This is a genomic window from Arthrobacter sp. 9V (assembly GCF_902506065.1).
GTDB lineage: Bacteria > Actinomycetota > Actinomycetes > Actinomycetales > Micrococcaceae > Arthrobacter.
The window spans coordinates 2,553,206-2,574,735 of the sequence record NZ_LR732912.1; the positions used below are offsets into that span (position 1 = coordinate 2,553,206).

Consider the following 21,530-nt stretch of genomic DNA (forward strand, 5'->3'; position numbering starts at 1 on the left):
TATAAGGGAGCACCATGTCCATTGAAACCGCCGTCCAAGAATCAGTCCAAGACACCCAGCTGATCACTGCCGATGCCGCTGCCAAGCTCATCGAAGAAGGTGCCCTGCTGATCGACGTCCGCAGCGAAGGCGGCCGCGCCAGCACCGACGCAGTCCCCGTCGCTGTGGTGGTGAACCGCGAGCACGTGGAGGAGGACTTCAGCCCGAAATCCGCGCATCGGCTGCCCCAGGTCACCGGCACGGACCAGAAGATCGTGGTGTTCTGCGGCTCCGTGAACGGTTCACGACCCGTCGCGCAGAAGCTCAAGGTCCTCGGCTACGCAAACGCTGTCCACGTGGACGGTGGCTTCCCGGCCCTCCGCGACGCCGGCGTCCCCACCACCGGGCCCACCGCACCGCCCGCCGAAGCGGCACCGCCCGCCGCCACCACTCAGGCGTCCACCGATTCGGTGGCTTCCGAGCGCTGAGTACCTGCCGCCGTCGGACCTTCCGGCGTCAGCACCAGTGCCGTCGTCGCGGCTTCCCTTCCGGAAGTCACGACGGCGGCACTTGTCTTTGTGAGGTCCCGCGCCTCGCGCAGCCAGTCGAGTCCGCCGGCGAGCAAGGCGACACCCAGCAAGATGCAGCACATGACGATGCCTTGGTGGAAGGCGTCCTTGGAGGCTTGGCCGGTGGCCGCGCCATGCGCTTGAAGGAACATTCCTGCAGCCGCGGCGGAGCAAAGCGCCGCAGCGAACCGCTGGCTGAGTTGGTAGAACCCTGCAGCCACTCCGGCGGCGCCCACGGGCGCATGGGCGAGGGTGAGTGTCTGGTTAGGCGCGACCACCAGGCCGGTTGACACACCTTGGAGAAGCCCGACGGCGGCCACCGCAAGAGCCGCTGTCCCGCCGTCGAGCCCCTGCACAAAAAGGTCCTTGGCAATCAGGCAGGCCAGACTGCCGAGAAGCGCGTACACGATCCCGGCCCGCCCGTACCGGACCACGAAACGCCAGCTGAAACTCGACGCCAGCAGCATGCCGGCGGCTTGCGGCGCAAGGATGGCTGCCGCTGCCAACGGAGCCATCCCAGTTCCAGAGAGGAAATAGAAGGCGGTCACGGCCGCCATTCCGGCACCCACACCGAATTGGCAGAGTGCCACCACTGTTCCCAGTGCGTAACCCTTGGATTTCGCCAGCGGGGCACTGAGCAACGGGGTTCGGCCACGCCGGTGGTACAGGATCTCCCAGCCGGCGAAGGCGAGGAGCGCACCGGCACCGACAGCCAGCGACGTCACAGCAATGGTGCCCGCGCCGTAGATCGTGGGAATGAGTGATGCCACCACCACTCCGCCCAACAGCAACGCGCCCATGACGTCGATGGACGGCTTGGCGTTTCCGGGGTGTCTGCCTGCCGGCCGCGGGAGGAGGCGGAAGGCAAGTGGCACCAGGATCAGCACTAAGGGAACGTTCGCCAGGAACAGGATCCGCCATCCGATCGCGGGGTCGCCCAGCGAGAGGACGAGTCCCCCAAGCAGTGGTCCGCACACTGCAGCGGAACCACCGGCGGCGGCGTAGGCGCCCAAGGCCTTCGCACGGTCCTGTCCCTTATAGATGTCCTGCAGGAGTCCGAGAACCTGCGGGTTCAGGGTGCCTGCACCAAGTCCTTGGAGGAGCCTGGCGATGATGACCAGCGAGGGGTCTGTGGCCAGGCCACCCACCAGGCTGGATGCCCCGAAGACGGCAATGCCGGCGATGAAAAGCGTGCGCCTCCCGACAATGTCGCCCAGCCTACCTGCGGGAACCAATGCGACGCCGAACGCCAGCGAGTAGCTCGCCAGGATCCACTGCACGGACCCGGAATCGGCGTGCAGGGAGGCGGACATCGCGGGAACGGCCAGGACAAACATTGACTGGTCTAGCAGCGTGATGAATCCGGCGCCCAGGCAAAGCCAGAGGGCGGAACGTTTAGCGTGATTTCCGTGGCCCATGATTGTGGACTCTAGGCGGGTTCTGCCGGGTCCGGGCATCGCGAGACACCCGGTTAAGGGGCGTTAATCCGGGTTACCGCCGGTGACTCGTTTATGACTCTTTGGGGCTTGTCCGCCGACGCTCCGGTCATGGAAGGACGCAGCGGGAAACGCTTTTTTGTGGGGCGATGTCCGCGTCTTAGCGTGGCCGCATGACCGTGTATGAATCAATCCTGGACGCAATCGGCGGCACTCCCCTGCTTCGGCTGGAGCGGCTGGGCGAAGGTGTCCGGCCCCGCATCTACGCGAAGCTCGAGTTCCAGAACATCGGCGGGAGCGTGAAGGACCGGGCCGCACTTTCCATGATCCGGGCCGCAGAACGGGCCGGTTTGTTGGAGCCCGGCGGGACCGTGGTGGAAGGGACCAGCGGTAACACTGGCATCGGGCTGAGTTTGGTGGCCGCACAACTGGGGTATCGCTCCGTGATTTTCGCTCCGGCGGCCACAGCTGCTGAAAAGATCCGCCTCCTGCGCGCTTTCGGAGCCGAAGTCCATCTGGTGGCTGATTTCGTTCCGCGATCCGATCCTGGCCACCTGGCCAACCGGGCAGCGGCCTTCGCGGCCTCCACTCCCGGGGCCTGGCTCGCCCTGCAGTACGACAACCCAGCCAACCCGCAAGCCCACGCGGAGAGCACCGGGCCGGAGATCTGGACCGACACCGCGGGGTCGGTTACGCACTTTGTGGCCAGCGTCGGGACCGGCGGGACCATCAGCGGAACCGGCCGGTACTTGAAGCAGGCCAGCGACGGACTGGTGCAGGTCATCGCCGCTGACCCCGAGCACTCGCGCTATGGAGGGGGCAACGGCTCGCTCAAATACACGGAGGGCGCCGGCCACCCCCTGCACCCGGCGTCGAAGGAAGACATCTGGCCTGAGGCGTTCGACACCGCATTGGTGGACAAATACATCAGCGTCAGTGATCGCGACGCCATTTTCACCGCCCACCGTGCCGCCCGCGAGGAAGGACTCCTCATCGGTGCCACCGGCGGGACCGCCCTGGCTGCTGCCTTGAACCTCGCCGAAACCTTGGACGAGGAGCACACCATCGTGGTGGTCCTGCCGGACTCGGGCAGGAACTACCTGTCCACCTATTTCGACGACCACTGGCTCGCCTCGCTCGGCTTCCTGGAACCCCCGACGCCGGAAGGAACCATCCGTTCGCTTCTCACCACTGCGCCTGCCGGAGTGCAGCTTTTGGCGAGCGACCTGACAGCGGCGGAGGCCGTCGTCGAACTTCACTCCCGGGGAATAACTCCGGACGAGCCGGTGTTCCTGGTCCTGGACCGGGGCCAGAGTTTCGGGACCGTGCATCCACGCGAAGTCATGGGAGTGGTGACCCTACGTTCACTGGGCGACGTTGAGCCGGCCACGCCGGCGGTCACTGCGGCCATCCCCCACCGCACGATTGCCGCGGGACTGCCGGTTACGGAGGCAGGCGCGGCCGCGGACCCGGATTCCGGCGCTGGTGCAACGCCGGAGGTCATCGCGGTCCTGATCGACGGCCGAATCGCCGCCACTCTCCCGTAGGTGGCGTTGCTTCCTCACCTGCTTTGCCGCCTTGGATGCTCAGAAACAACCGGGAAAAGTTGGATTGGGCGAGGACTGCCCTCAAAGAGGGTTAGGAAGCGTCGGCCAGCACCCGTGCCCGGGCAGCGGCTTGGCCCGCCCGGAGTTCCTCGGCCGTGCGGCCCTGCTCCCGATGCGCCACTTCCTGCTTCAACTGCGGAATGACGTGCTGGCCAAACTCCAGTGCGTCCGGGACGAAGTCGTACCCGCGGAGGCCGAAGATCTCGAAACCGAGGTCGTGGTAGTCCAGGATCGCTTGGGTGACGGTGTCGTAGCTGCCCACCAACGCCGTCGCGCTTCCGCCCCCGCCACCCGCTGCTTTGGCGAGGGCCGTCCAGAGGGCGCGGTCGTGCAGGTCAGCTCGTTCCGCAGCGGCGAGCAATCGCTGGGTGCCGGCGGCTTCGGGCTTCTGGTTGTAATGGCGGACAGGATCAATGACCTCACCGGCAGACCGTCGCGCCTCGAACGTTCCAAAGATCGCGTGCGCTTTCTCCCACGCCAGCTCATCAGACGCAGCAACAATGGGCCGGAACGCGATCTGCCAACGCAATGGTTCAACGCGCCCCAGAGCAGCGGCCCGTGCAAGGATCTGCTCTTGCTGTGAAGCGGCGTCGGCCAGCGGCTCGCCGAAGAGCGCATAGATGTCTGCTTCGGCAGCGCCCACAGACCACGCGGCCTCGGAGGAGCCGCCAAAGGAAATACCCGGCCTCTTCCCGGCAAAGGGCGCCAGCCCAGAGGCAAAGTCCTCAAAGCGATAGTGCTCGCTGTCCCAACTGAACGAATCCCCCGACCATGCCCGCCGAACGATCTGCATGTACTCCAGCGTCCGGCCGTACCGCGCATCCTTGGCCAGGAAATCGCCCTCGCGGGCTTGGTCCGTTTGGCTTCCGCCGGTGATGAAGTGCACGGTCAGCCGGCCTTGCGCGATGTGATCCAGCGTCAGGAAGGACCGGGCGGCGAACGTCGGGTGGGAAACGTTGGGCCGGTGAGCCAACCTCAACTGGATTCTCTCCGTGTTCGCCGCGACCCACGCCGCGTGGACTGAAGGATCCTGCGTGGTGGAGTTGTAGGCGAACAGGACGTGGTCCCAGTTGTTGTCCTCGTGGATCCGCGCAATCCTGGCGGCGTACGCGGGGTCAAAGAAAGATGTGGTGGCAGGGGACGTCTCCGTGGAGTCGTTACCGGCACCCATACCGAGGAATTCGATAGGCATGTTGTGGCTCCTGAAAGTTAGCGGCGGAGGATGCGCTGGGCCAGGAAGTTACCCAGCAACTGCGCGGCCTGGACCATGACGATGATGATCAGGACGGTCACCAGGGTGACTTCCCAGTTGAACTGCTGGTAGCCGTACATAATGGCGAAGTTGCCCAGCCCACCGCCGCCGATGTACCCGGCCATGGCAGACATGTCCACGATCGCGATGATCATGAACGTGTAGCCCAGGATCAGGGGTGCGAGCGACTCCGGAATCACCACGGACCACAGGATGTGCAGCCTGCTGTCACCCATGGCCCTGGCAGCTTCCACCACGCCCGGGTCTGAGGCCACCAGGTTTTGCTCCACTACCCGGCCAATCACGACGCCGGCCATCAGCGCCATGGGCAGGATGGCCGCCGTCGTGCCAATAGTGGTGCCCATGATGATCAGGGTCAGCGGCGCAATGGCCGTGATGAAGATGATGAACGGGATGGGCCGGATGATGTTCACCAGGAAATTCAGGAACGAGAATACGGCCCTATTGGCAAACAGGTTTCCGGGCCTGGTGGCGTAGAGCGTGACCCCCAGCGCAAGCCCGGCGATGCCGCTGAGCAGGACGGTAATGACCACCATGTAGATGGTCTGTTGGAAGGATTCGCCCAGGACGGGCAGGAGGGTTGTCCAGTCGGTCATGGCTATTCTCCGGCGTTCGCGGGGACGGTGGCTGGGACTTGCGGAACGGCACTGTCGGCGGGGTCCGCCGTCGGCGTTTGGCGTTCGACGGCGGTGACGTCGCCCAGCTCGGCGAGCGCGGCGTCAATCGCGGTTTCGCTGCCCGTGAGTTCGTAGGTGAGTGTGCCCAGGATCTTGTTCTGGATCTCGGTGACACCCCCGAACACCACACTGGAGCCCACGCCATGGCGCGCGAACGTGGCCGCAACCAGAGGGGTCGGCGCTGCCTCGGAGATGCCGATGGACACAAGCTGGCCCGGGTGGGCTGCGGCGAGGCGGCTGACGGTGTCCACTTCCGGCGTGCCGTGGACGGCTGTGGAGACGAAGCGCTGGGTGGAGTCGCTCTGGGGGTCGGCGAATACGGAGTACGTGGGTCCGGTTTCCACTACCCGGCCGGATTCCATCATCACCACGGTGTCGCAGATTTCGCGGACAACGTGCATCTCGTGGGTGATCACCACAACGGTGGTGCCGAGTTCCTTATTAATGCGGCGGAGCAGTCGGAGGACGTCGCGGGTGGTTTCGGGATCCAGGGCGCTGGTTGCTTCGTCAGCGAGGAGGATGTCCGGGGCGTTTGCCAGCGCACGGGCAATGCCCACGCGTTGCTGCTGTCCGCCGGAGAGACGGCGAGGGTAGGAGCTTGCCTTGTCCGCGATACCCACGAACACAAGAAGCTCCTCTACGCGCGGCTTGATCTTCTCCTTGGGCCACCCTGCCACCTTCAACGGGTAGGCGACGTTTCCGAACACGGTGCGGGACTTCAGGAGATTGAATTGTTGGAAGATCATGCCGATGCCGGCACGGACTTTGCGCAACTGGCCTTCTGGGAGCGAGGAGATGTCCTGGCCCTTGACGAAAACCTGGCCCTCGGTGGGACGTTCCAGGCCGTTGAGAAGGCGGACCAGCGTGGATTTTCCGGCACCGGAATATCCCACAATGCCCACCACCGTGCCTTCTTCAATGTCCAGGGTCACATCGTCCACGGCGCGTACTGGGTCCGGGCGCTGGCCGCGTTGTCCGGGATGGCGTCCTTGGACCGGGAACACTTTGCTGACGCCGCGCAGCGAAATGATCGCGCTCACCGGTGCCTCCTTTTGGGGTTGATTGGATGCCTATTCCAACAGCGCCCCGGCTTCCGAATCGAACCCAATGAACCCATGTGACCTGCGGTTTCTTTCCTTGACGGTGCGCGTCGGAGTGTTGCGAGGGCGTTCGATTCTCACTGTGCCAACTGCCTAGCGTGAGCCAGGGGGAACACCCCGTACTTTCCATTCGCACCAATATCCTTTGTACGGAGAAGCATCATGAAGAACCGCCTGTTAGTGGCCGCCGTCGGCCTGATCGCCGCCCTATCTCTCTCGGCTTGCGGGGGTGCTTCGAGTGGTTCGACACCCGCGGCGAACACCAAAGTGGTCATTGGCGTCGACGACGGTGCTGAGGAGCACTGGACCTTGCTGAAGAACAAGCTGAAGGATCAGGGGATCGATCTTGAGGTCAAGAACTTCACCGATGGCGCGCAGATCAACACGGCCACCCAGCAGGGTCAGGTGGATATCAACCTGTTCCAGCACTTGAAGTACTTGTCGCAGTTCAACGTCAACAGCAATGGCACCCTGGTTCCGGTGGGCGCTACCGCCGTGTACCCGCTGGCGCTGTACTCGGAGAAGTTCAAGTCCGTTGAGGAACTGCCGGCTGATGCCGAGGTTGCCATTCCCAACAACCCCACCAACCAGGCCCGGGCCCTGCTGAACCTGCAGACCGCCGGCCTGTTGCAGCTCAAGGATGGCGGCAACTCGCTCTCCACCCCGGCTGAGATCACCTCGAGCAAGATCAAGGTTGTCCCGGTGGACAGCAACCAGACGGTGAACGCGCTCAAGGGAACCACGGATGCCGCCGTCGTGAACAACACGCAGGCTCAGAAGGGTGGGCTTGGCGACGAGAAGATCATCTTCAAGGAGGACCTGAACTCTGAGTCCCTGGCGCCGTACATCAACGGCTTCGTGGTGAAGGCTGACCGCAAGGACGATCCCACCTGGAAGAAGATCGTGGAGGCTTACCACTCTCCTGAAGTCGAAGCCTCGGTCACCAAGCTCAATGACGGAAATCTTCAGTTCAAGGCTGACTGGACCGCGGCCAAGCTGCAGGAAGTCCTCACCGCTGAAGAAGCTGCCATCAAGAAGACCAAATAGCACTTGAGAGGCAGCGGCCCTGCGCCACAGAAGGGCTGCCGCCCCTCAACCTCCCTGACCCCGAAGAGCACCCAAGAGCACCGAAGCAGGCCCATGAACCAGACACTCATCCGTGAACGCCAGCAGATCCATTTTTTCGCCTACCTGGTGGGCACCGGCATCCATCTGGCTTCATGGCGCCACGAAACAGCCTTCCCCCAGGCGAGCATCGATTTCGCCCACCAGGTACAGCTCGCCAAAACTGCCGAGGACGCCAAATTCGACGCGATCTTCCTGGGTGACTCCCTCGCAATCGACGAGACGTCCAATCCGGGTATCCTTAACCGCTTCGATCCCATCGGCCTGGTCACGGCGCTTGGCGCGGTTACCAGCCACATCGGCCTGATCGCCACGTCTTCCACGTCCTACGACGAGCCCTTCAACTTTGCCCGCGCAGCCCTTACCGCGGACCACATCAGCGGCGGCCGCGTCGGCTGGAACATCGTCACCACGCGGGACCTCACCAACAGCACGGCCGGCAACTTCAGCGCCGATGAGCACTTCGACCACAGCCTCCGCTACCGCCGCGCTGAAGAGTTCGTGGAAGTTACCAAAGGACTGTGGAGTTCCTGGGATACGGACGCTTTCCTCTACAACAAGGACTCCGGCAGCTTCTTTGATCGGCGCAAACTAAGCCGTCTGGATTACGAAGGCGAGTTCTTCAAAGTTGCGGGTCCGCTCAACATCGGGCCATCTCCGCAGCATTCGCCGTTGCTGGCCCAGGCCGGCACTTCTGGCCCCGGGCAGCAGTTGGGCGCCCGCTTTGCCAACGCCCTCTTCGCGAGCCACCCCGACATTCCGCAGGCGCGGCAGTACCGGGAATCCGTCCGGGACCAGGCTGCGGCGTTCGGCCGAAATCCTGATGAGATCTACGTCTACCAAGCCATCTCTCCCGTCGTTGCAGACACCCGTGAGGAAGCCGTGGAACGCATCCGGGAGCTGGACAACCTCATCACTGACCAGCAGGTGCTGGATTTCCTGCAGGAGTACTTCGCTGACCACCTCGACTTCACCGGGCTGGGAGCTGACGCCACCGTGGCGCAGTCAGGCATTCCTACCATCGCGCAGCCCAGGACCGATTTCCGCTCGGCCGGCGAGCAGATCCGGGGCCGCGAAGATGAGGTAACGCTCAAGGATCTCTACTCGATCCTCACAGGCGACAAACGCAATCCCGACTTCATCGGAACCCCACAGCACGTGGCCGATTCTTTGGCTCGGTGGCATGCAGAAGGCGCCGCCGATGGCTTCAACCTCATGTTCTCGCTGCTCCCCCAGGACCTGGAGCGCTTCGCCTCCGAGGTCATTCCCCTGCTTCAGGAGCGTGGCCTCGCCCGCCGTGAGTACTCGGGCACCACCTTGAAATCGCACCTCGGACTCGATCCGCAGCTGAAAGGATAACCATGACCACTACGTCGACAGTCGCCGCGGGCACAATAGTGATTCGCGAGGCTCTTGAGGATGAGTACGACGCCGTGGGCCGGCTGACGTACGAAGGTTTCGGCCACCATCTTCCCGGGGCGCATCAACCCGACGAAGAGCGGCTCGGTCTGTTGCTGGATGCCGCCGCGCGGGCTCGCGAAGGTGTGCTGCTGGTAGCCGAGGATCAGGAAACGGGGCGCTTGGTGGGAACGGCAACCCTGCTGCCCTATGGCTCCCGACTGAGCCGGCAGGCCTTGGAGGGCGAAGTGGAACTCAGGCTGCTCGCAGTTTTGCCCGAAGCCCGCCGGACCGGACTCGGCCGGAGATTGCTGGACGAATCTGCCCGCTTGGCCGCAGTTCGGGGCGCCGAGCGCGTGGTGCTGGACACCGCCGTCGACAATGAGCCGTCACAACGCCTATACCGCCGGCTTGGCTATGTGCGCCGGCCCGAGCGTGAGAAAGAACGTCCCGCGCCCAAGGTGCAGTTGGTGGTGTACACGTTGGACTTGCCGCCCGCCGCTTGACCGCTTCCACATGGCAAAAGGCCGGCCCGCTCCCCGCGCGAACCGCAAGGGGAAGCGGACCAGCCCGTTCCTACTTACTCCTGGCCGAGGCCTGCGGCCGAGGTCTTCTTGCCTTCAACCTCGTTCAAGGTGCGGAGATCGAAGATGCCGTTGATGTCGGCCTGTTGGGTGGTCCCGGCTTTGACACCGTCTTCCAGCAGCTTGTTATACGTTCCAGCCAAGGGGTCGGTAGTGAACTTGATGTTCTGGAGCGCCCGTTCAATCACGTTGGCCGGCAGCGGCTTGCCTGCAGTGTCCTTGAGGACGGCGTTGATGGTGGTGGCCTTCTCCTCAGCGGAAGCGGAGTTGAGCCAGTTCACGGATTCCACGTGGCCCTTCAGGAGGGCTTTCACGGTTTCCGGGTGCTCGGCGGCGAACTTCTTGTTCACGATCAGGATGGTGGTGGTGAAGTCACCGTTTTCCCACAGGTCCTTCTCATCCACCAGAACCTTCGCGCCGGCTTCGAGCACCAGGCGGGAGGCCCAAGGCTCAGGCAACCACGCGCCGTCGAGCTTTCCATCCTGGAAGAGCTTCAGCGACTGGGCGTTCTCCGTGGGGTTGATGTTCACGTCGCCGCTGCCATCAGTGTTGGTCTTAAAGCCCTGGCCACCAAGCCAGGCCCGGAGAGCGACGTCCTGGGTTCCACCGAGCTGCGGGGAGCTGAGGATCTTGCCCTTGAGGTCGGCCGCGGAGTTGATCTCCGGCTTCACCACCAACTGCGCACCACCGGACGCTGCACCGGCGATGATGCTGATGGACTCGCCGTTGCTCTTGACGTAGGAGTTGATGGCCGGGTTCGGGCCGATATAGGTGGCGTCGATGGCGCCGGCGTTCAGGGCTTCGATCGCGGCGGGGCCGGCGTTGAAGACCTGGGTGCTGAGCTTGGTATCGCCGAGTTCCTTGGCGATCAGGCCCTTGCTGGTGCCTACCAGTGCGGGGCCGTGGGTGACGTTGCTGAAGTAGCCAAGCTTCAGCTCAGCAGCCGGGGACGTGGTGGGCGCCGGGGCGGCCTGGTTGTTCTGCGAAACAGCGGAAGCAACTGCAGCGCCTGCGCCGATGAGGAGCACCAAGCCCACGCCGAGGGCGATCTCTACTGTGCGGCGGCGCTTGGGCTTGGCTGCGGTCTCACCGGCAACGATGCGGGTGGACGAGTTGTCTTGGGGTGAAGACACGGACATATTCCTTTGCGAGAGGGCTGGCCTGCAGAAGCTCCAGGCCATAAACGGAGATGGTGAGGATGCTGGGGATGACCCGCCGACACCCAGCGGACGCGGAAAGCAAAGACGTCCTTAGGGATCCTCATGCGACGGAGTTTGCTCTTCTTCAGAGCCGATGCATGCTCGAGATTACGTAGCTCACTCCCCCGTAACAAAGGGGTATGTCTCCAGCAGTAATGCGGCGACACCAAAGTTCTCGGGACGACGCGTTGGCGCAACAAACAGACCATTACCGTCATCTTGGGCGCGCAAGCAGGCTGGCCGGAACCATCAACAAAGAATGGTGTCGCTGAATTGCGCTCCTTTACTCAATAATCTGCTTTACTACCCCGCATTGAGAACTGTTGATTGAAGTTTCAGGAAACTCGCGAGTAAATTCCGAATCCCGCTAGCTTTTGAGGACCCAGTCATTTGTGACCGGGATTTCCATCAAAAGCCTTTGGGTGCTTCGCGCAGGAATGCCTTGTCATGCACCCGGACAGAGAGACGCCGGCATGACAACACAGCAGCTCAGCCAAGAACAAACCACCATCCAGGATTACGTCCGCGAACTCACGCGACGGGTTGAAGGCATCGAGATCCTCGAGCCCGGCGCCGGGACCACCCGCTACAGCCACGACGCAGCCACCGCTAAAACTACAGCCGACAGCGGAAAGCCGGGTCCCGCCGTCGTGCTTCCCGCAACAACAGCCGAGGTCCAGGCAGCCGTGAAGCTGGCGGCGGAGCTTGGCGTAACGGTGGTGCCCCGTGGTGCTGGAACGGGCCTGTCGGGTGGCGCCACCGCGCACACGGAGCAGATAGTTATTTCCACCGAGAAACTCACCCGCATCATTGAGGTATCACCTCTGGATGAAGTGGCGGTAGTTGAACCCGGCGTCATCAATGCCGATCTGAATAGGCACCTTGAACCATTCGGTCTTTTCTACGCCCCGGATCCGGCAAGTTTCGATATTTCCTCCATCGGAGGCAATATCGCCACCAACGCCGGCGGGCTAAGGTGCGCCAAATACGGGGTGACCCGCGAATCCATCCTGTCGCTCGACGTCGTTCTTCCGGACGGGAGCCTGATTACCGTCGGCCACCGCTCCATCAAGGGCGTGACCGGACTGGATCTGACGTCCCTGTTCGTCGGTTCGGAGGGAATTCTGGGCATCGTCACCAAAGCGACCGTGCGCCTGCGTCCCATCCCGGTCGCCCGCAAAACGGTCACCGCGTTCTTTAACAGCACGGCAGAGGGTGCTGAGGGGCTCGCGGCCATCACCCTCTCACCGGTGCGCCCGGCCGCGATCGAATTCTTCGACACTCCCAGTCTGGCGAACATTGACGCCCACTCCGGAACCGCGCTGCGAGAAAGGGGCGCCGCGCTGATCCTCATCGAAATCGACGGCTACGGCATCGGCGATCAAGCCGCCCACCTCGCCACAGCGCTCACCGCGGCAGGCGGCCGCGTCACGGTGGAATCCGACGACGACGGCGTGCGGCTCTGGGAACTGCGCCGCAGCGGCCGCGGTCTCCCGCAGGACAAGTGGTACATCGGCGAGGACATCGCCGTCCCCAAGTCCCAACTGCCCAAGGTTTACGCGGCCTTCCCGGCCTTGGAGGCCCGCTTCGGCGTGGAAATTTCGGCGGTATCGCACGCAGGTGACGGCAATCTCCACCCGCTGATCACCAAGGGCAAAACGCCCGACGACGGCACGAACCCACCCGCCTCCCTCGCCGAAGCTGCCACAGAGCTGGTGAAGGTGGCGCTCTCGCTCGGCGGCACGGTCACAGGAGAGCACGGTGTGGGAACCATCAAACGCGAATGGGCAGCGCTGGAACTTTCAGAGCGGAGCCGCGAACTCCAGCATGCCATCAAGGCCGCCATTGACCCCCAGCAACTTCTCAATCCGGGCAAGGCCATCTAGCCGCCCTCCGCAGCACTACCCCAACGCAATCTTCACTACGCTTCAGGAGCCACCCCATGACTACCTTCAACACCCCCGAGTTCCGCAGGCGGGCCTTCCTCGCCGGCCTCGGCGCACTGTCCACCTCCGCCCTCGTCACGGCGTGCGGCGGCACCACCGCCGGCACCGGAAGCGGTTCGACCACACCCGTGGATGGCGGCAACATCACCTTCCTGATCCAGGGCTACGACACCGGCTGGGTTTCCAGCAAGACCTCCATCTCCAGCTACGAGGGCAACCTGTGGGGCCAGATCACGGACAAGCTGGTGTACGTCAATGAAAAGGGCGAGCTGAGCCCGTGGGTTGCCGAGAGCTGGGAAGAACTCAACGGCGCCAAGGACTTCGTCATCCACCTGAAGCAGGGCGTCACCTTCTCCGACGGCACCCCGCTGGACGCAGCCGCCGTCGTCGCCAACCTCACCGCCTGGGCGAAGGGCGATCCCACCCGCGGCGTCAGCAAGGTGGGCCTGTTCCCGTCGACCAACTTTGTCTCTGCCGAGGCCACTGACGCAATCACGGTCAAGGTTTCGTTCTCCTCCCCCGCGCTCGGCTTCATCGCCACACTCGCCTATCACGGCTGCATCCTGCTTTCGCCCAAGACCCTCGCGCTCCCAGTCGAAGCGCAGGCGGACCTCAGCCAGGAAATCGGCAGCGGCCCGTTCGTGGTCAAGTCCTGGAAGCAGGGTGACAGCTACGTCCTGGAAAAACGCAAGGACTACAACTGGGGCCCGGCAGCGCTTGGCCACACTGGCCCGGCACGCCTGGACACCATCACGTACAAGGTCATCAAGGACACCTCGGTCCGGACATCCACCGTGGTTTCGGGACAGGCGGAGGTTGCCTTCAACGTGGAACCCCAGGAAATTGAGTCGCTCAAGGCCCAGGGCTTCACGGTGGGAACGCCGCGATACCTGGGCTTCGTGGACGGATTCCAGGTCAACACCCAAGCCTTCCCCACCAACGATCCCGCGGTCCGTAAGGCCATCCAGCACGGCATCGACCGCGACGAGATCCTCAAGACCGTTTACACCAGCGACTGGAATGCGGCCACCACGTTCATTCAGGGCAACGTGCCGGAAGCAGGCGAGTTCAGCGACACCTTTAAGTTCGACGCCGATAAAGCCAACAAAATCCTCGACGACGCCGGCTGGGCTTCCGGTTCGGATGGTTACCGTTCCAAGGACGGCAAAACCGTCGAATTCACCCTGACACCCAACCCGTACGTGCCCTCCACCAAAGCCGAGGACGAGCTCATCGCCCAGCAGCTCAAGAAGGTGGGTATCAAGGTCAATCTCAAGGTGGTGGACGTCGCCGGCTACGCGGCCGTGCAGGCCAGCAAACCGCCGCTGTTCCAAACTTCCCGCAGCTTCGTCGACGTCGGAACGGTCGCCGGAGTCCTGACCAGCCAGAACAAGGGCGAAGACTGGTTTGGGCTGGGCACCAGTGACCAGAAGCTGAACGACCTTTCCACCGCCATCGCCACGGCCTCGGACCGGGCCTCCCGCGAAAAGGTTGCCGATGAACTGCAGCAGTACGTCCTGGAACAGGGCTACTTCATCCCCCTCAACCAACTGGTCCAGCGCCTGTACCTGATCAGCCCCAAGATCAAGGACGTTCAGTACAACGGCCTGGCGTACGCGAACTTCTACACGGCCTGGATTTCGCAGTGACGGGCGACTACCGGCGTTTTGCCCTGACGCGCGCAGGACAGGCGATCGTCGTTGTGCTCCTCGCGTACGTGTTCACGTTCCTGATCATCAGCGTCCTCCCGGGCGATGCCATTACCAATACGCTCAGGGATCCGCAGCACGGCTTGAGCGAGGAAGACATCCAGCGGATTGTTGCGTTTTACGGGCTCGATCAGCCGGTGATCGTCCAATTGCTGCTCTCCCTGGGACGCTTCCTGACCGGTGAACTGGGTTTCTCCTTGCAGTCCAACCTTCCGGTGTCCCAACTGGTGGGTGATGCCCTGCCTTCGACGCTGACCCTGGCAACAACGGCACTGTTCATCGCCATCATTTTCGCTGTCGCCATTGCCTATGGAGCCCAGTACCTGCCGGGGAAGTGGGCCGCAATCGTCCGGTCCATACCGTCGTTCTTCCTGTCGGTACCCAACTTCGTCATCGGCCTGGTGCTGATCGAGTTCTTCGCCTTCCGGTTGCACTCGTTCACCACCACCGATCCCAACAGCCCGGTAGCAACTCTGTTCGCCGCGATCACCCTGGCCATCCCGGTCTCGGCGCCCCTAGCCGAAGTTCTTATAGCCAGCCTGGACCACGAATCCCGGCAGGAATACGCTCTGGTGGCCCGTTCGCGCGGGCTGATCGAGGCCAAGCTGTTCGCCAAGCACCTCGTGAAGCCCTCGGCCCTGCCTTCGGTTGCCATGGTGGCGCTCATTGTGGGTGAACTGCTGGGAGGTTCAGTGATTACGGAGACCATCTTTGGCCGCGATGGAATCGGCACAGTGGTCCAAAAGGCCGTGACCGGTGAGGACCAACCCGTCCTCCAAGCGGTCGTTTCCCTCTCAGCCGTGGTCTTTGTCGCCGTGAACCTGGTGGCGGACCTTGCCTCGCCGCTGTTGGATCCACGCGTCAAACTCCGGGAGACCACACTCAAGGAAAAGGTGGGCGCATGACTGCCATCCTCAGCAACACCCAGCTCCGCGACCTCGGGTCAGCGCCGAGGAAACTCACCGCCGGTCTGCCCCCGGCAACCGTCCTCTTGTCCTTCGCGGTTGTTCTGGTGGTCATCCTATGGTCATTGGTACCGGGCTTCTTCACGTCCTTGAGCCCGGTCACGGGCGACACCGCCAGCAAGTTGGCCGCACCGAGCGCCGCCCACTGGTTCGGCACCGACTACCTCGGCCGCGACCAATACGCCCGCGTAGTCCACGGAACCGCATCTTCAGTAACAAGTGCACTGGTGGCCGTGCTCATCGGCTTGGTGATCGGCAGCATCATCGGCCTGGCCAGCGGGTTCCGTGGCGGCTGGGTGGATGCCGTCCTGGGACGTTTCGTTGACGTCCTGCTGGCCATCCCCGGCTTCCTCCTGGCGGTGGTCATCGTCAGCTCACTGGGTTTCCAGACCATCAACGCCGCGATCGCCACGGGAGTGTCCGCCGTCGCGGTCTTTGCCCGGCTGATGCGGGCAGAAGTGATGCGGGTCCGCAGCGCCACCTACGTTGAAGCGTCCTACCTCGAGGGCGGAAACCGGCTGCACGCACTGCTGGGACATGTCCTCCCCAACGCGTACCGCTCCGTGCTGGTCCTCGCGGTCCTGCAGTTCGGCACGTCCATCCTCATCATCGCCTCCCTGGCCTTCCTCGGCTACGGCGATCCACCCCCCGCCTCGGATTGGGGGCTCCTGGTCGCTTCGGGCAAAACCTACGTCACCGCGCCATGGCTCGTGTACGCCCCCGCTTTGGTCATCGTGGTCACCGTCCTGTCGGTGAACCGCATCAGCCGCTGGCTGCGAAACGCCAAGTGACAATTCGAAAGGACACCGACGTGTCAGCTGACCTACTCACGGTGGAAGGCTTGTCGATCGCTTACGGTCCCACCGCCGTCGTTAATGACGTCTCGTTTTCGGTAGCCAAAGGCGAGAGCCTGGCACTGATTGGCGAGTCCGGTTCGGGGAAGTCCACCATCGCCAAGGCCGTCCTGCGTCTGCTCCCCCACGGCGAAGCGACGGCGACGGGCCGGGTGGCATTGAACGGTCGGGACGTTTTGGCCTTGCCCGAAAAACAGTTCCGTCCCCTGCGCGGCCGGGAGCTCGGTTTTATCCCCCAGGATCCGGCCTCCGCGCTGAATCCGGTCCGGACCATCGGCGCCCAAGCACATGAAGCAGCGGCGTTGCTCGGCGAAAGCGATCCTTCAGTCCGGCGCACCAGGATCTTGGATGTGCTGGAGCAAGTGGGACTGCCCGATCCCGTGCGGGTGTACGACTCCTACCCCCACCAACTCTCGGGCGGCATGCTCCAACGCGTGCTCATCGCGCTCACTGTTCTGCCCCGACCGTCACTGATTGTGGCCGACGAACCCACGTCTGCGCTGGATGTGACCGTCCAAAAGCTGATCCTGGACATGCTCACCGAGCTCCGCCAGGAACTGGACATTAGCCTGCTGCTCATAACGCACGACCTCGCCATCGCGGCCGAACGCGCCGATTCGCTGGTGGTGCTCAAGGATGGTGCCGTGCAGGAAAGCGGCCCGTCACGGGACGTTTTCGCCTCACCCCGAACGGACTACGCCCGCAGCCTGCAAGCCGACGTCCCCGCGCTTCACCCGGACCGGTACCGTGACCAGCGCGTTGTGTTTCGACCAGCCGAGCAGGCGCACGACGGCGACTCCCGCACTGGGGCTGCTTCCTCACCGTCACCGGGACTTCAGATTGAAGTTCAGGGCGTGACCAAGCGCTTCTCCGCCGGTGGGAAGGACGTCCTTGCCTGCGACGGAGTGTCCTTCTCCGTGCAACGCGGGCGGACGCACGCCCTCGTTGGCGAATCCGGTTCCGGCAAGACCACTGCCGTGCGGCTGCTGCTTGGACTCGAACAACCGGACGGCGGGCAAATCTCCGTTGCCGGCCAATCGACGTCGGGCAGGTCCCGCGCGGAAGTGCGCGACATCCGCAGGCACCTTCAACTCGTGTACCAAAACCCTTTCACGTCTTTGGACCCCACCTGGCGGGTAGGCAGGATCATCCGTGAACCGTTGGACCAGTTCGGAGTAGGGACCAAGCCGGAGCGTGCCCAGCGGGTGAGCGAGGCGCTGGAGTCAGTGGGGCTTCCGGCCGATGTAGCGTCCAGACGGCCCGCGCACTTGTCCGGTGGCCAACGCCAACGGGTGGCGATCGCCCGCGCGCTGGTGGTGAGGCCCGACGTCGTGGTTTTGGATGAGCCGACGTCCGCATTGGATGTGAGCGTCCAAGCGGGGATCCTTGAGCTGCTGTCCAGACTGCAACGCGAACTGGGCCTCACGTACCTGTTCGTCTCCCACGATTTGGCACTGGTAAGGCAAGTGGCTGACACCGTTTCCGTCCTGCGAAAGGGACAGGTGGTGGAAGCCGGCGCGGTGGAGGACATCTTCTCGCGACCACAGCACCCCTATACCCGTGCACTCCTCGACTCGATTCCGCTGGCCACTCCCGCATCCGCGCTTGGCGGGCTTGCCACGGAAACCAAACAACTAGCAAAGGCCACGGCATGACCACCCAGACGCTGACAACCACCCGACGCCCCGCACTGGTCGAGGCCTTCACCGCACCGAAGGGATTCGGCGACCAAACGCTCCGGGACCGCAGGGCAGATGCGATCGAACTTCTGGGCGGCATCCCGGACCCCAGCGTCCTCCCCACAGAGGCATTGGCCGCCGCTACCAGCCGCGTGCTGGCCAGACCAGGCGTCCCGGCACTGCAGTACTCGCGAACGGAGGGCATCTCCCCGCTGCGTGAATGGATCGCCGCGCGCGAAGGTGTTTCGGTGGACCGCATCCTGATCACCAACGGCGGCTTCCACGGACTCTCCCTTGCCATCCAATCCGTGGTGGAACGAGGCGACCTGGTGGCGGTGGACAACCCGATCTTTCCATTGTTCCTGCGGGGGCTTCAGTTGTCGGATGCGCGGACCTTGCCCATCTTGGTGGGACTCCAAGGCCTCGACGTGGATCACCTCTCAGACCAGTTACGCGCGGGCGCCCGTCCATCCGCGCTCTATACCGTGCCGGACTTCCACAATCCCTCGCAGGGAACTCTGCCTGGAGAGGCCCGGAAGGAGCTGGTCCGGTTGGCCGAGCACTACGGCTTCGTGGTCCTGGCCGACAACCCGTACCGCGAACTTCGTTTTGCCGGTGAACAGGAGAGCGTGGAGGAATTCAACAACTCTGATCACGTCCTCCACATCAACACGTTCACCAAAACCCTGGGGCCGGGACTTCGCCTCGGCTGGACCGTGGCACCCGAGCGCCTGTCACGCGATCTTGTGGCTTTGCGGAGCAGGCAGGATTCACACAGCTCCACTCTGGTCCAAGCGATCATCGGAGAACTGGTGACCGCCGACCCCGGAATCTTCGACGCAACCCTGGACCGGGCCCGTGCCCTGTACAAGAACCGGGCCGAAACGCTTGTCGCCGCACTGCATCGTGAGGCGCCAGGGGCTTTCGAAACCGTTCTTCCCGACGGCGGTCTATTCCTCTGGCCCAAACTGGCAGACCCTGCCGTTGACCCGGACCAACTGGCCGCCGACGCCAGCGCTGAAGGCGTGGAGTACCAACGGGGTTCGTTCTTCCCTTCGGGACCGGGTACGGACGCTGACCGGCACCTTCGCCTGGCCTACGGTGACGTTCCGGCGCCGAAGCTTGAGGAAGCGGCTGCAAGGCTGGGGCGGGCGCTGGCGAGGCAGCACGGCTAGATAGTTGGTTCAGGATCGAGTGAGGCATGACGACGACGGCGGGAGGTACCGCCGTCGTCCTCCGTCCTGTCTGTTCCTATTCGCCGGGCGCCGACTCCGCGCCGGCCGCTGTCACAAGCGGCCCGAACATCAGACTTCCTTGGGCGAATTCTTCACCGCACACCGCACAGGAGACCACCGGCTGCAGGTCGGCGCCGCAACTGTGCTGGTAGGAAGCACGGGGCGTCTCGTCGTGCATCCACGCACTGCTCCATGCTGCCAGTGCGATGAGGATGGGTGCTACTTCGGTCCCGGAAGTTGTGAGGTGGTACTCGTAGCGCGGGGGATGTTCGGAGTACTGGACGCGCTCAATCACGCCGCGATTTTCGAGGGTTCGTAGTCGACCCGTGAGTATGTCACGGGACGCCCCGGTATTTCTCGCGATCTGATCGAACCGGTGAACGCCCAAGGACATCTCGCGAAGCGCCAGCAGCGCCCACCGCTCCCCCAGAACGTCGAGCCCCGCCGCGATAAAACACGCCCTGGGCCCATCAAGTTCCTTGTCTGTCGGACTGTTCACCTGTCACCTGCTTTCGTTACGTTTCTCAAGTATACAAGTGGGTTGGAAAATCCAACCGTCTCCATTACTCTGATGTTCTGAGGTCGCGACAACCGCGTCGCCTCCAATCTGAGTTCAGGAGAATCCATGCCGCTGCTATCTGGCGCCGTCGTCCTTGTTACCGGTGCAAATGGAGGCCTGGGCCACGAACTCGTGCAACAGGCGCTCGCCCGGGGTGCCGCGAAGGTCTATGCGACGGCCCGCCGACCGCAGGAGTGGAGCGACTCCCGAGTCGTCCCCCTCGCCCTGGATGTCACCAACCCGGACTCGATCCGGACCGCAGTTACTCAGGCCCAGGATGTCACCGTTCTGATCAACAACGCCGGCATCAGCGTCGAATCGGATACATTCCTGGCTCTCTCCGACGAGAAGTTCCGCGAAATCATGGAGACAAACTTCTTCGGACCGGTTGCCTTGACCAGGGCGTTCGCACCGGTGCTCGCCGCCAACGGGACATCAGCGGTCCTCAACATTCACTCGGTGCTCAGCTGGATCGCCCTCACCGGCGCCTACAGTGCGTCAAAGGCAGGGCTGTGGTCGGCTACCAACTCCTTCCGCCAGGAATTGGCGCCCCAAGGCACGCATGTCACCGGTGTTCACGTCGGCTACATGGACACAGCCATGGCCAAGGGCGTCAATGCCCCGAAGACCTCGGCCGAGGAAGTGGCGCGGAAGTCCTTCGATGGGCTGGAGCAGGGTGACTACGAGGTCATCGTGGACGAAATCAGCGCAGGGGTAAAAATGGGCCTGGCAGGGCCGATCTCGGACCTTTACCCCGCATTGGCAGCCAGCACCCCGGCATGACCGAAGCAAAACCTGAAGTCATGAGAGCCCCAAGGAGAACCCCGTGACAACCGACACCTCAGCACAACGCTCTGAAACATTCACGTGGATTGATCCGGCAATCGCGCTCGAAAAGCTGCCACGGCTCTCGGGTATGGACTACTTCTCCGGCCTGCGGGACGGCAGCATTGCTCCGCCGCCGATTGCCTCCCTGATGAACTTCGATCTCGTCGACGCGAAATACGGCCACGTGGAGTTCCAGTGCCGGCCGGGAGAAGCGCATTACAACCCCCTCGGGATGGTGCACGGTGGCCTCGCCTGCACGCTCCTGGACACGGTACTCGGCTGCGCAGCACACACCACCTTGGATGCGGGGGTCGGCTACACCTCCATCGATCTGGCGGTCAAATACCTCAGACCCATCACGCTTCAGAAGGGTGCTCTGCTCGCAGAGGGTTCAGTTGTAAAAGCCGGCCCGCGGGCAATCTTCACCGAAGGACGCCTCAGCACCGCCGACGGAAAACTCCTCGCCACTGCCACAAGCACGCTGCTGGTCTTCCCGCACCAACCGGGCGGGAACTAGCTACAGCCGCTCCTCAGAGGACCAGCCTAAGACCATGGGAGAGGTCCATCGAGGGCCTGCATGTGCGGCCAGCCAAGATGCCCGGGGCCCGAAGACACTCGACTATGTGATGCTTCCGCCGAGTGTCTTCGGTGTGGGACGGGACGTTCAGGTTTACTCGTAACGGTGCTCTATCGGGCTTTGTCCCCACCCGTTTTAACCTGACAAAGCTGCGCCAGACCCGGTCTGCTCACGCCAGGAGAGAGCCGGATCCAGGCGGCATCTACGCAGTTCCTCGAAGTCATGTTGCGC

At 63.4% G+C, this 21,530-nt stretch carries 19 protein-coding genes; 13 read left to right on the forward strand and 6 right to left on the reverse strand.

Going from position 1 to position 21,530, the window contains the following annotated elements; translation table 11 throughout:
* Positions 1-14 precede the first annotated feature (14 nt).
* Positions 15-467: a rhodanese-like domain-containing protein gene (locus BACI9J_RS11865; protein WP_159734559.1), complete on the forward strand. Its 453-nt coding sequence runs from the start codon at positions 15-17 to the stop codon at positions 465-467.
* Here the strand turns inward: BACI9J_RS11865 and BACI9J_RS11870 are convergent.
* Positions 431-1,966: an MFS transporter gene (locus BACI9J_RS11870; protein ID WP_159734560.1), complete on the reverse strand. Its 1,536-nt coding sequence runs from the start codon at positions 1,964-1,966 to the stop codon at positions 431-433. The genes BACI9J_RS11865 and BACI9J_RS11870 overlap by 37 nt on opposite strands.
* 191 nt (positions 1,967-2,157) lie before the next feature.
* Between BACI9J_RS11870 and BACI9J_RS11875 the strand changes: the two genes are divergently transcribed.
* Positions 2,158-3,531, forward strand: a complete 1,374-nt coding sequence (locus BACI9J_RS11875; protein ID WP_159734561.1) for a PLP-dependent cysteine synthase family protein — start codon at positions 2,158-2,160, stop codon at positions 3,529-3,531.
* A 91-nt stretch (positions 3,532-3,622) separates the two neighbouring features.
* Here BACI9J_RS11875 and BACI9J_RS11880 read toward each other — a convergent pair whose 3' ends face one another.
* The 3 genes from BACI9J_RS11880 to BACI9J_RS11890 are packed head-to-tail and all read right to left on the reverse strand — an operon-like array spanning position 3,623 to position 6,581.
* Positions 3,623-4,783, reverse strand: a complete 1,161-nt coding sequence (locus tag BACI9J_RS11880) for an LLM class flavin-dependent oxidoreductase (RefSeq protein ID WP_159734562.1) — start codon at positions 4,781-4,783, stop codon at positions 3,623-3,625.
* Between the two features lie 17 nt (positions 4,784-4,800).
* The gene (locus BACI9J_RS11885; protein WP_026540442.1) at positions 4,801-5,460 is read right to left on the reverse strand and encodes a methionine ABC transporter permease; all 660 of its coding nucleotides are present in this window, start codon (positions 5,458-5,460) and stop codon (positions 4,801-4,803) included.
* A gap of 2 nt (positions 5,461-5,462) precedes the next feature.
* Complete coding sequence (locus BACI9J_RS11890) at positions 5,463-6,581, reverse strand: methionine ABC transporter ATP-binding protein (protein ID WP_201296573.1); 1,119 nt, start codon at positions 6,579-6,581, stop codon at positions 5,463-5,465.
* Between the two features lie 222 nt (positions 6,582-6,803).
* Between BACI9J_RS11890 and BACI9J_RS11895 the strand changes: the two genes are divergently transcribed.
* The 3 genes from BACI9J_RS11895 to BACI9J_RS11905 all read left to right on the forward strand — a co-directional run bounded on the left by BACI9J_RS11895 (position 6,804) and on the right by BACI9J_RS11905 (position 9,670).
* On the forward strand, positions 6,804-7,688 hold the full coding sequence (locus BACI9J_RS11895) for a MetQ/NlpA family ABC transporter substrate-binding protein (RefSeq protein ID WP_159734563.1): 885 nt from the start codon (positions 6,804-6,806) through the stop codon (positions 7,686-7,688).
* 93 nt (positions 7,689-7,781) lie between these two features.
* Positions 7,782-9,125, forward strand: a complete 1,344-nt coding sequence (locus BACI9J_RS11900) for an LLM class flavin-dependent oxidoreductase (protein ID WP_159734564.1) — start codon at positions 7,782-7,784, stop codon at positions 9,123-9,125.
* A 2-nt stretch (positions 9,126-9,127) separates the two neighbouring features.
* Entirely contained in the window at positions 9,128-9,670 is a 543-nt protein-coding gene (locus BACI9J_RS11905; RefSeq protein WP_159734565.1) for a GNAT family N-acetyltransferase, read from the forward strand.
* Between the two features lie 74 nt (positions 9,671-9,744).
* Here the strand turns inward: BACI9J_RS11905 and BACI9J_RS11910 are convergent, their stop codons facing one another.
* Positions 9,745-10,881, reverse strand: a complete 1,137-nt coding sequence (locus BACI9J_RS11910) for an ABC transporter substrate-binding protein (protein ID WP_236558671.1) — start codon at positions 10,879-10,881, stop codon at positions 9,745-9,747.
* Positions 10,882-11,420: 539 nt separating this feature from the next.
* Here BACI9J_RS11910 and BACI9J_RS11915 point away from each other — a divergent pair.
* Genes BACI9J_RS11915 through BACI9J_RS11940 form a run of 6 tightly spaced genes read left to right on the forward strand, consistent with a single transcriptional unit; the run spans position 11,421 to position 19,275 of the window.
* Positions 11,421-12,833, forward strand: coding sequence for an FAD-binding oxidoreductase (locus BACI9J_RS11915; RefSeq protein ID WP_159734567.1), 1,413 nt, complete (start codon positions 11,421-11,423; stop codon positions 12,831-12,833).
* Positions 12,834-12,889: 56 nt separating this feature from the next.
* Complete coding sequence (locus tag BACI9J_RS11920; RefSeq protein ID WP_159734568.1) at positions 12,890-14,542, forward strand: ABC transporter substrate-binding protein; 1,653 nt, start codon at positions 12,890-12,892, stop codon at positions 14,540-14,542.
* Positions 14,539-15,507, forward strand: coding sequence for an ABC transporter permease (locus BACI9J_RS11925; RefSeq protein WP_159734569.1), 969 nt, complete (start codon positions 14,539-14,541; stop codon positions 15,505-15,507). Before BACI9J_RS11920 ends, BACI9J_RS11925 begins: the two co-directional genes overlap by 4 nt.
* Positions 15,504-16,358, forward strand: a complete 855-nt coding sequence (locus BACI9J_RS11930) for an ABC transporter permease (RefSeq protein WP_159734570.1) — start codon at positions 15,504-15,506, stop codon at positions 16,356-16,358. Before BACI9J_RS11925 ends, BACI9J_RS11930 begins: the two co-directional genes overlap by 4 nt.
* A gap of 20 nt (positions 16,359-16,378) precedes the next feature.
* A complete protein-coding gene (locus BACI9J_RS11935) occupies positions 16,379-18,076 on the forward strand; it encodes a dipeptide ABC transporter ATP-binding protein (protein WP_236558672.1) in 1,698 nt (565 codons plus the stop codon).
* Entirely contained in the window at positions 18,073-19,275 is a 1,203-nt protein-coding gene (locus BACI9J_RS11940) for an aminotransferase-like domain-containing protein (RefSeq protein ID WP_159734572.1), read from the forward strand. Before BACI9J_RS11935 ends, BACI9J_RS11940 begins: the two co-directional genes overlap by 4 nt.
* A gap of 76 nt (positions 19,276-19,351) precedes the next feature.
* On the opposite strand, the gene BACI9J_RS11945 is transcribed toward BACI9J_RS11940, so the two are convergent.
* The gene (locus BACI9J_RS11945) at positions 19,352-19,834 is read right to left on the reverse strand and encodes a winged helix-turn-helix transcriptional regulator (RefSeq protein ID WP_159734573.1); all 483 of its coding nucleotides are present in this window, start codon (positions 19,832-19,834) and stop codon (positions 19,352-19,354) included.
* Positions 19,835-19,960: 126 nt separating this feature from the next.
* Here BACI9J_RS11945 and BACI9J_RS11950 point away from each other — a divergent pair, with 126 nt between their 5' ends.
* Together BACI9J_RS11950 and BACI9J_RS11955 are read left to right on the forward strand one after the other, a co-directional pair.
* The gene (locus BACI9J_RS11950; protein ID WP_159734574.1) at positions 19,961-20,677 is read left to right on the forward strand and encodes an SDR family oxidoreductase; all 717 of its coding nucleotides are present in this window, start codon (positions 19,961-19,963) and stop codon (positions 20,675-20,677) included.
* Between the two features lie 43 nt (positions 20,678-20,720).
* Positions 20,721-21,239: a PaaI family thioesterase gene (locus tag BACI9J_RS11955; protein ID WP_159734575.1), complete on the forward strand. Its 519-nt coding sequence runs from the start codon at positions 20,721-20,723 to the stop codon at positions 21,237-21,239.
* The last annotated feature ends 291 nt before the right edge of the window (positions 21,240-21,530 follow it).

Coding starts and splice junctions, on each gene's coding strand:
- BACI9J_RS11900 (WP_159734564.1), top strand. CDS start 7,782: ATGAACCAGACACTCATCCGTGAACGCCAGCAGATCCATTTTTTCGCC.
- BACI9J_RS11915 (WP_159734567.1), top strand. CDS start 11,421: ATGACAACACAGCAGCTCAGCCAAGAACAAACCACCATCCAGGATTAC.
- BACI9J_RS11930 (WP_159734570.1), top strand. CDS start 15,504: ATGACTGCCATCCTCAGCAACACCCAGCTCCGCGACCTCGGGTCAGCG.
- BACI9J_RS11880 (WP_159734562.1), bottom strand. CDS start 4,783: ATGCCTATCGAATTCCTCGGTATGGGTGCCGGTAACGACTCCACGGAG.
- BACI9J_RS11895 (WP_159734563.1), top strand. CDS start 6,804: ATGAAGAACCGCCTGTTAGTGGCCGCCGTCGGCCTGATCGCCGCCCTA.
- BACI9J_RS11905 (WP_159734565.1), top strand. CDS start 9,128: ATGACCACTACGTCGACAGTCGCCGCGGGCACAATAGTGATTCGCGAG.
- BACI9J_RS11940 (WP_159734572.1), top strand. CDS start 18,073: ATGACCACCCAGACGCTGACAACCACCCGACGCCCCGCACTGGTCGAG.
- BACI9J_RS11865 (WP_159734559.1), top strand. CDS start 15: ATGTCCATTGAAACCGCCGTCCAAGAATCAGTCCAAGACACCCAGCTG.
- BACI9J_RS11885 (WP_026540442.1), bottom strand. CDS start 5,460: ATGACCGACTGGACAACCCTCCTGCCCGTCCTGGGCGAATCCTTCCAA.
- BACI9J_RS11950 (WP_159734574.1), top strand. CDS start 19,961: ATGCCGCTGCTATCTGGCGCCGTCGTCCTTGTTACCGGTGCAAATGGA.
- BACI9J_RS11920 (WP_159734568.1), top strand. CDS start 12,890: ATGACTACCTTCAACACCCCCGAGTTCCGCAGGCGGGCCTTCCTCGCC.
- BACI9J_RS11875 (WP_159734561.1), top strand. CDS start 2,158: ATGACCGTGTATGAATCAATCCTGGACGCAATCGGCGGCACTCCCCTG.
- BACI9J_RS11870 (WP_159734560.1), bottom strand. CDS start 1,966: ATGGGCCACGGAAATCACGCTAAACGTTCCGCCCTCTGGCTTTGCCTG.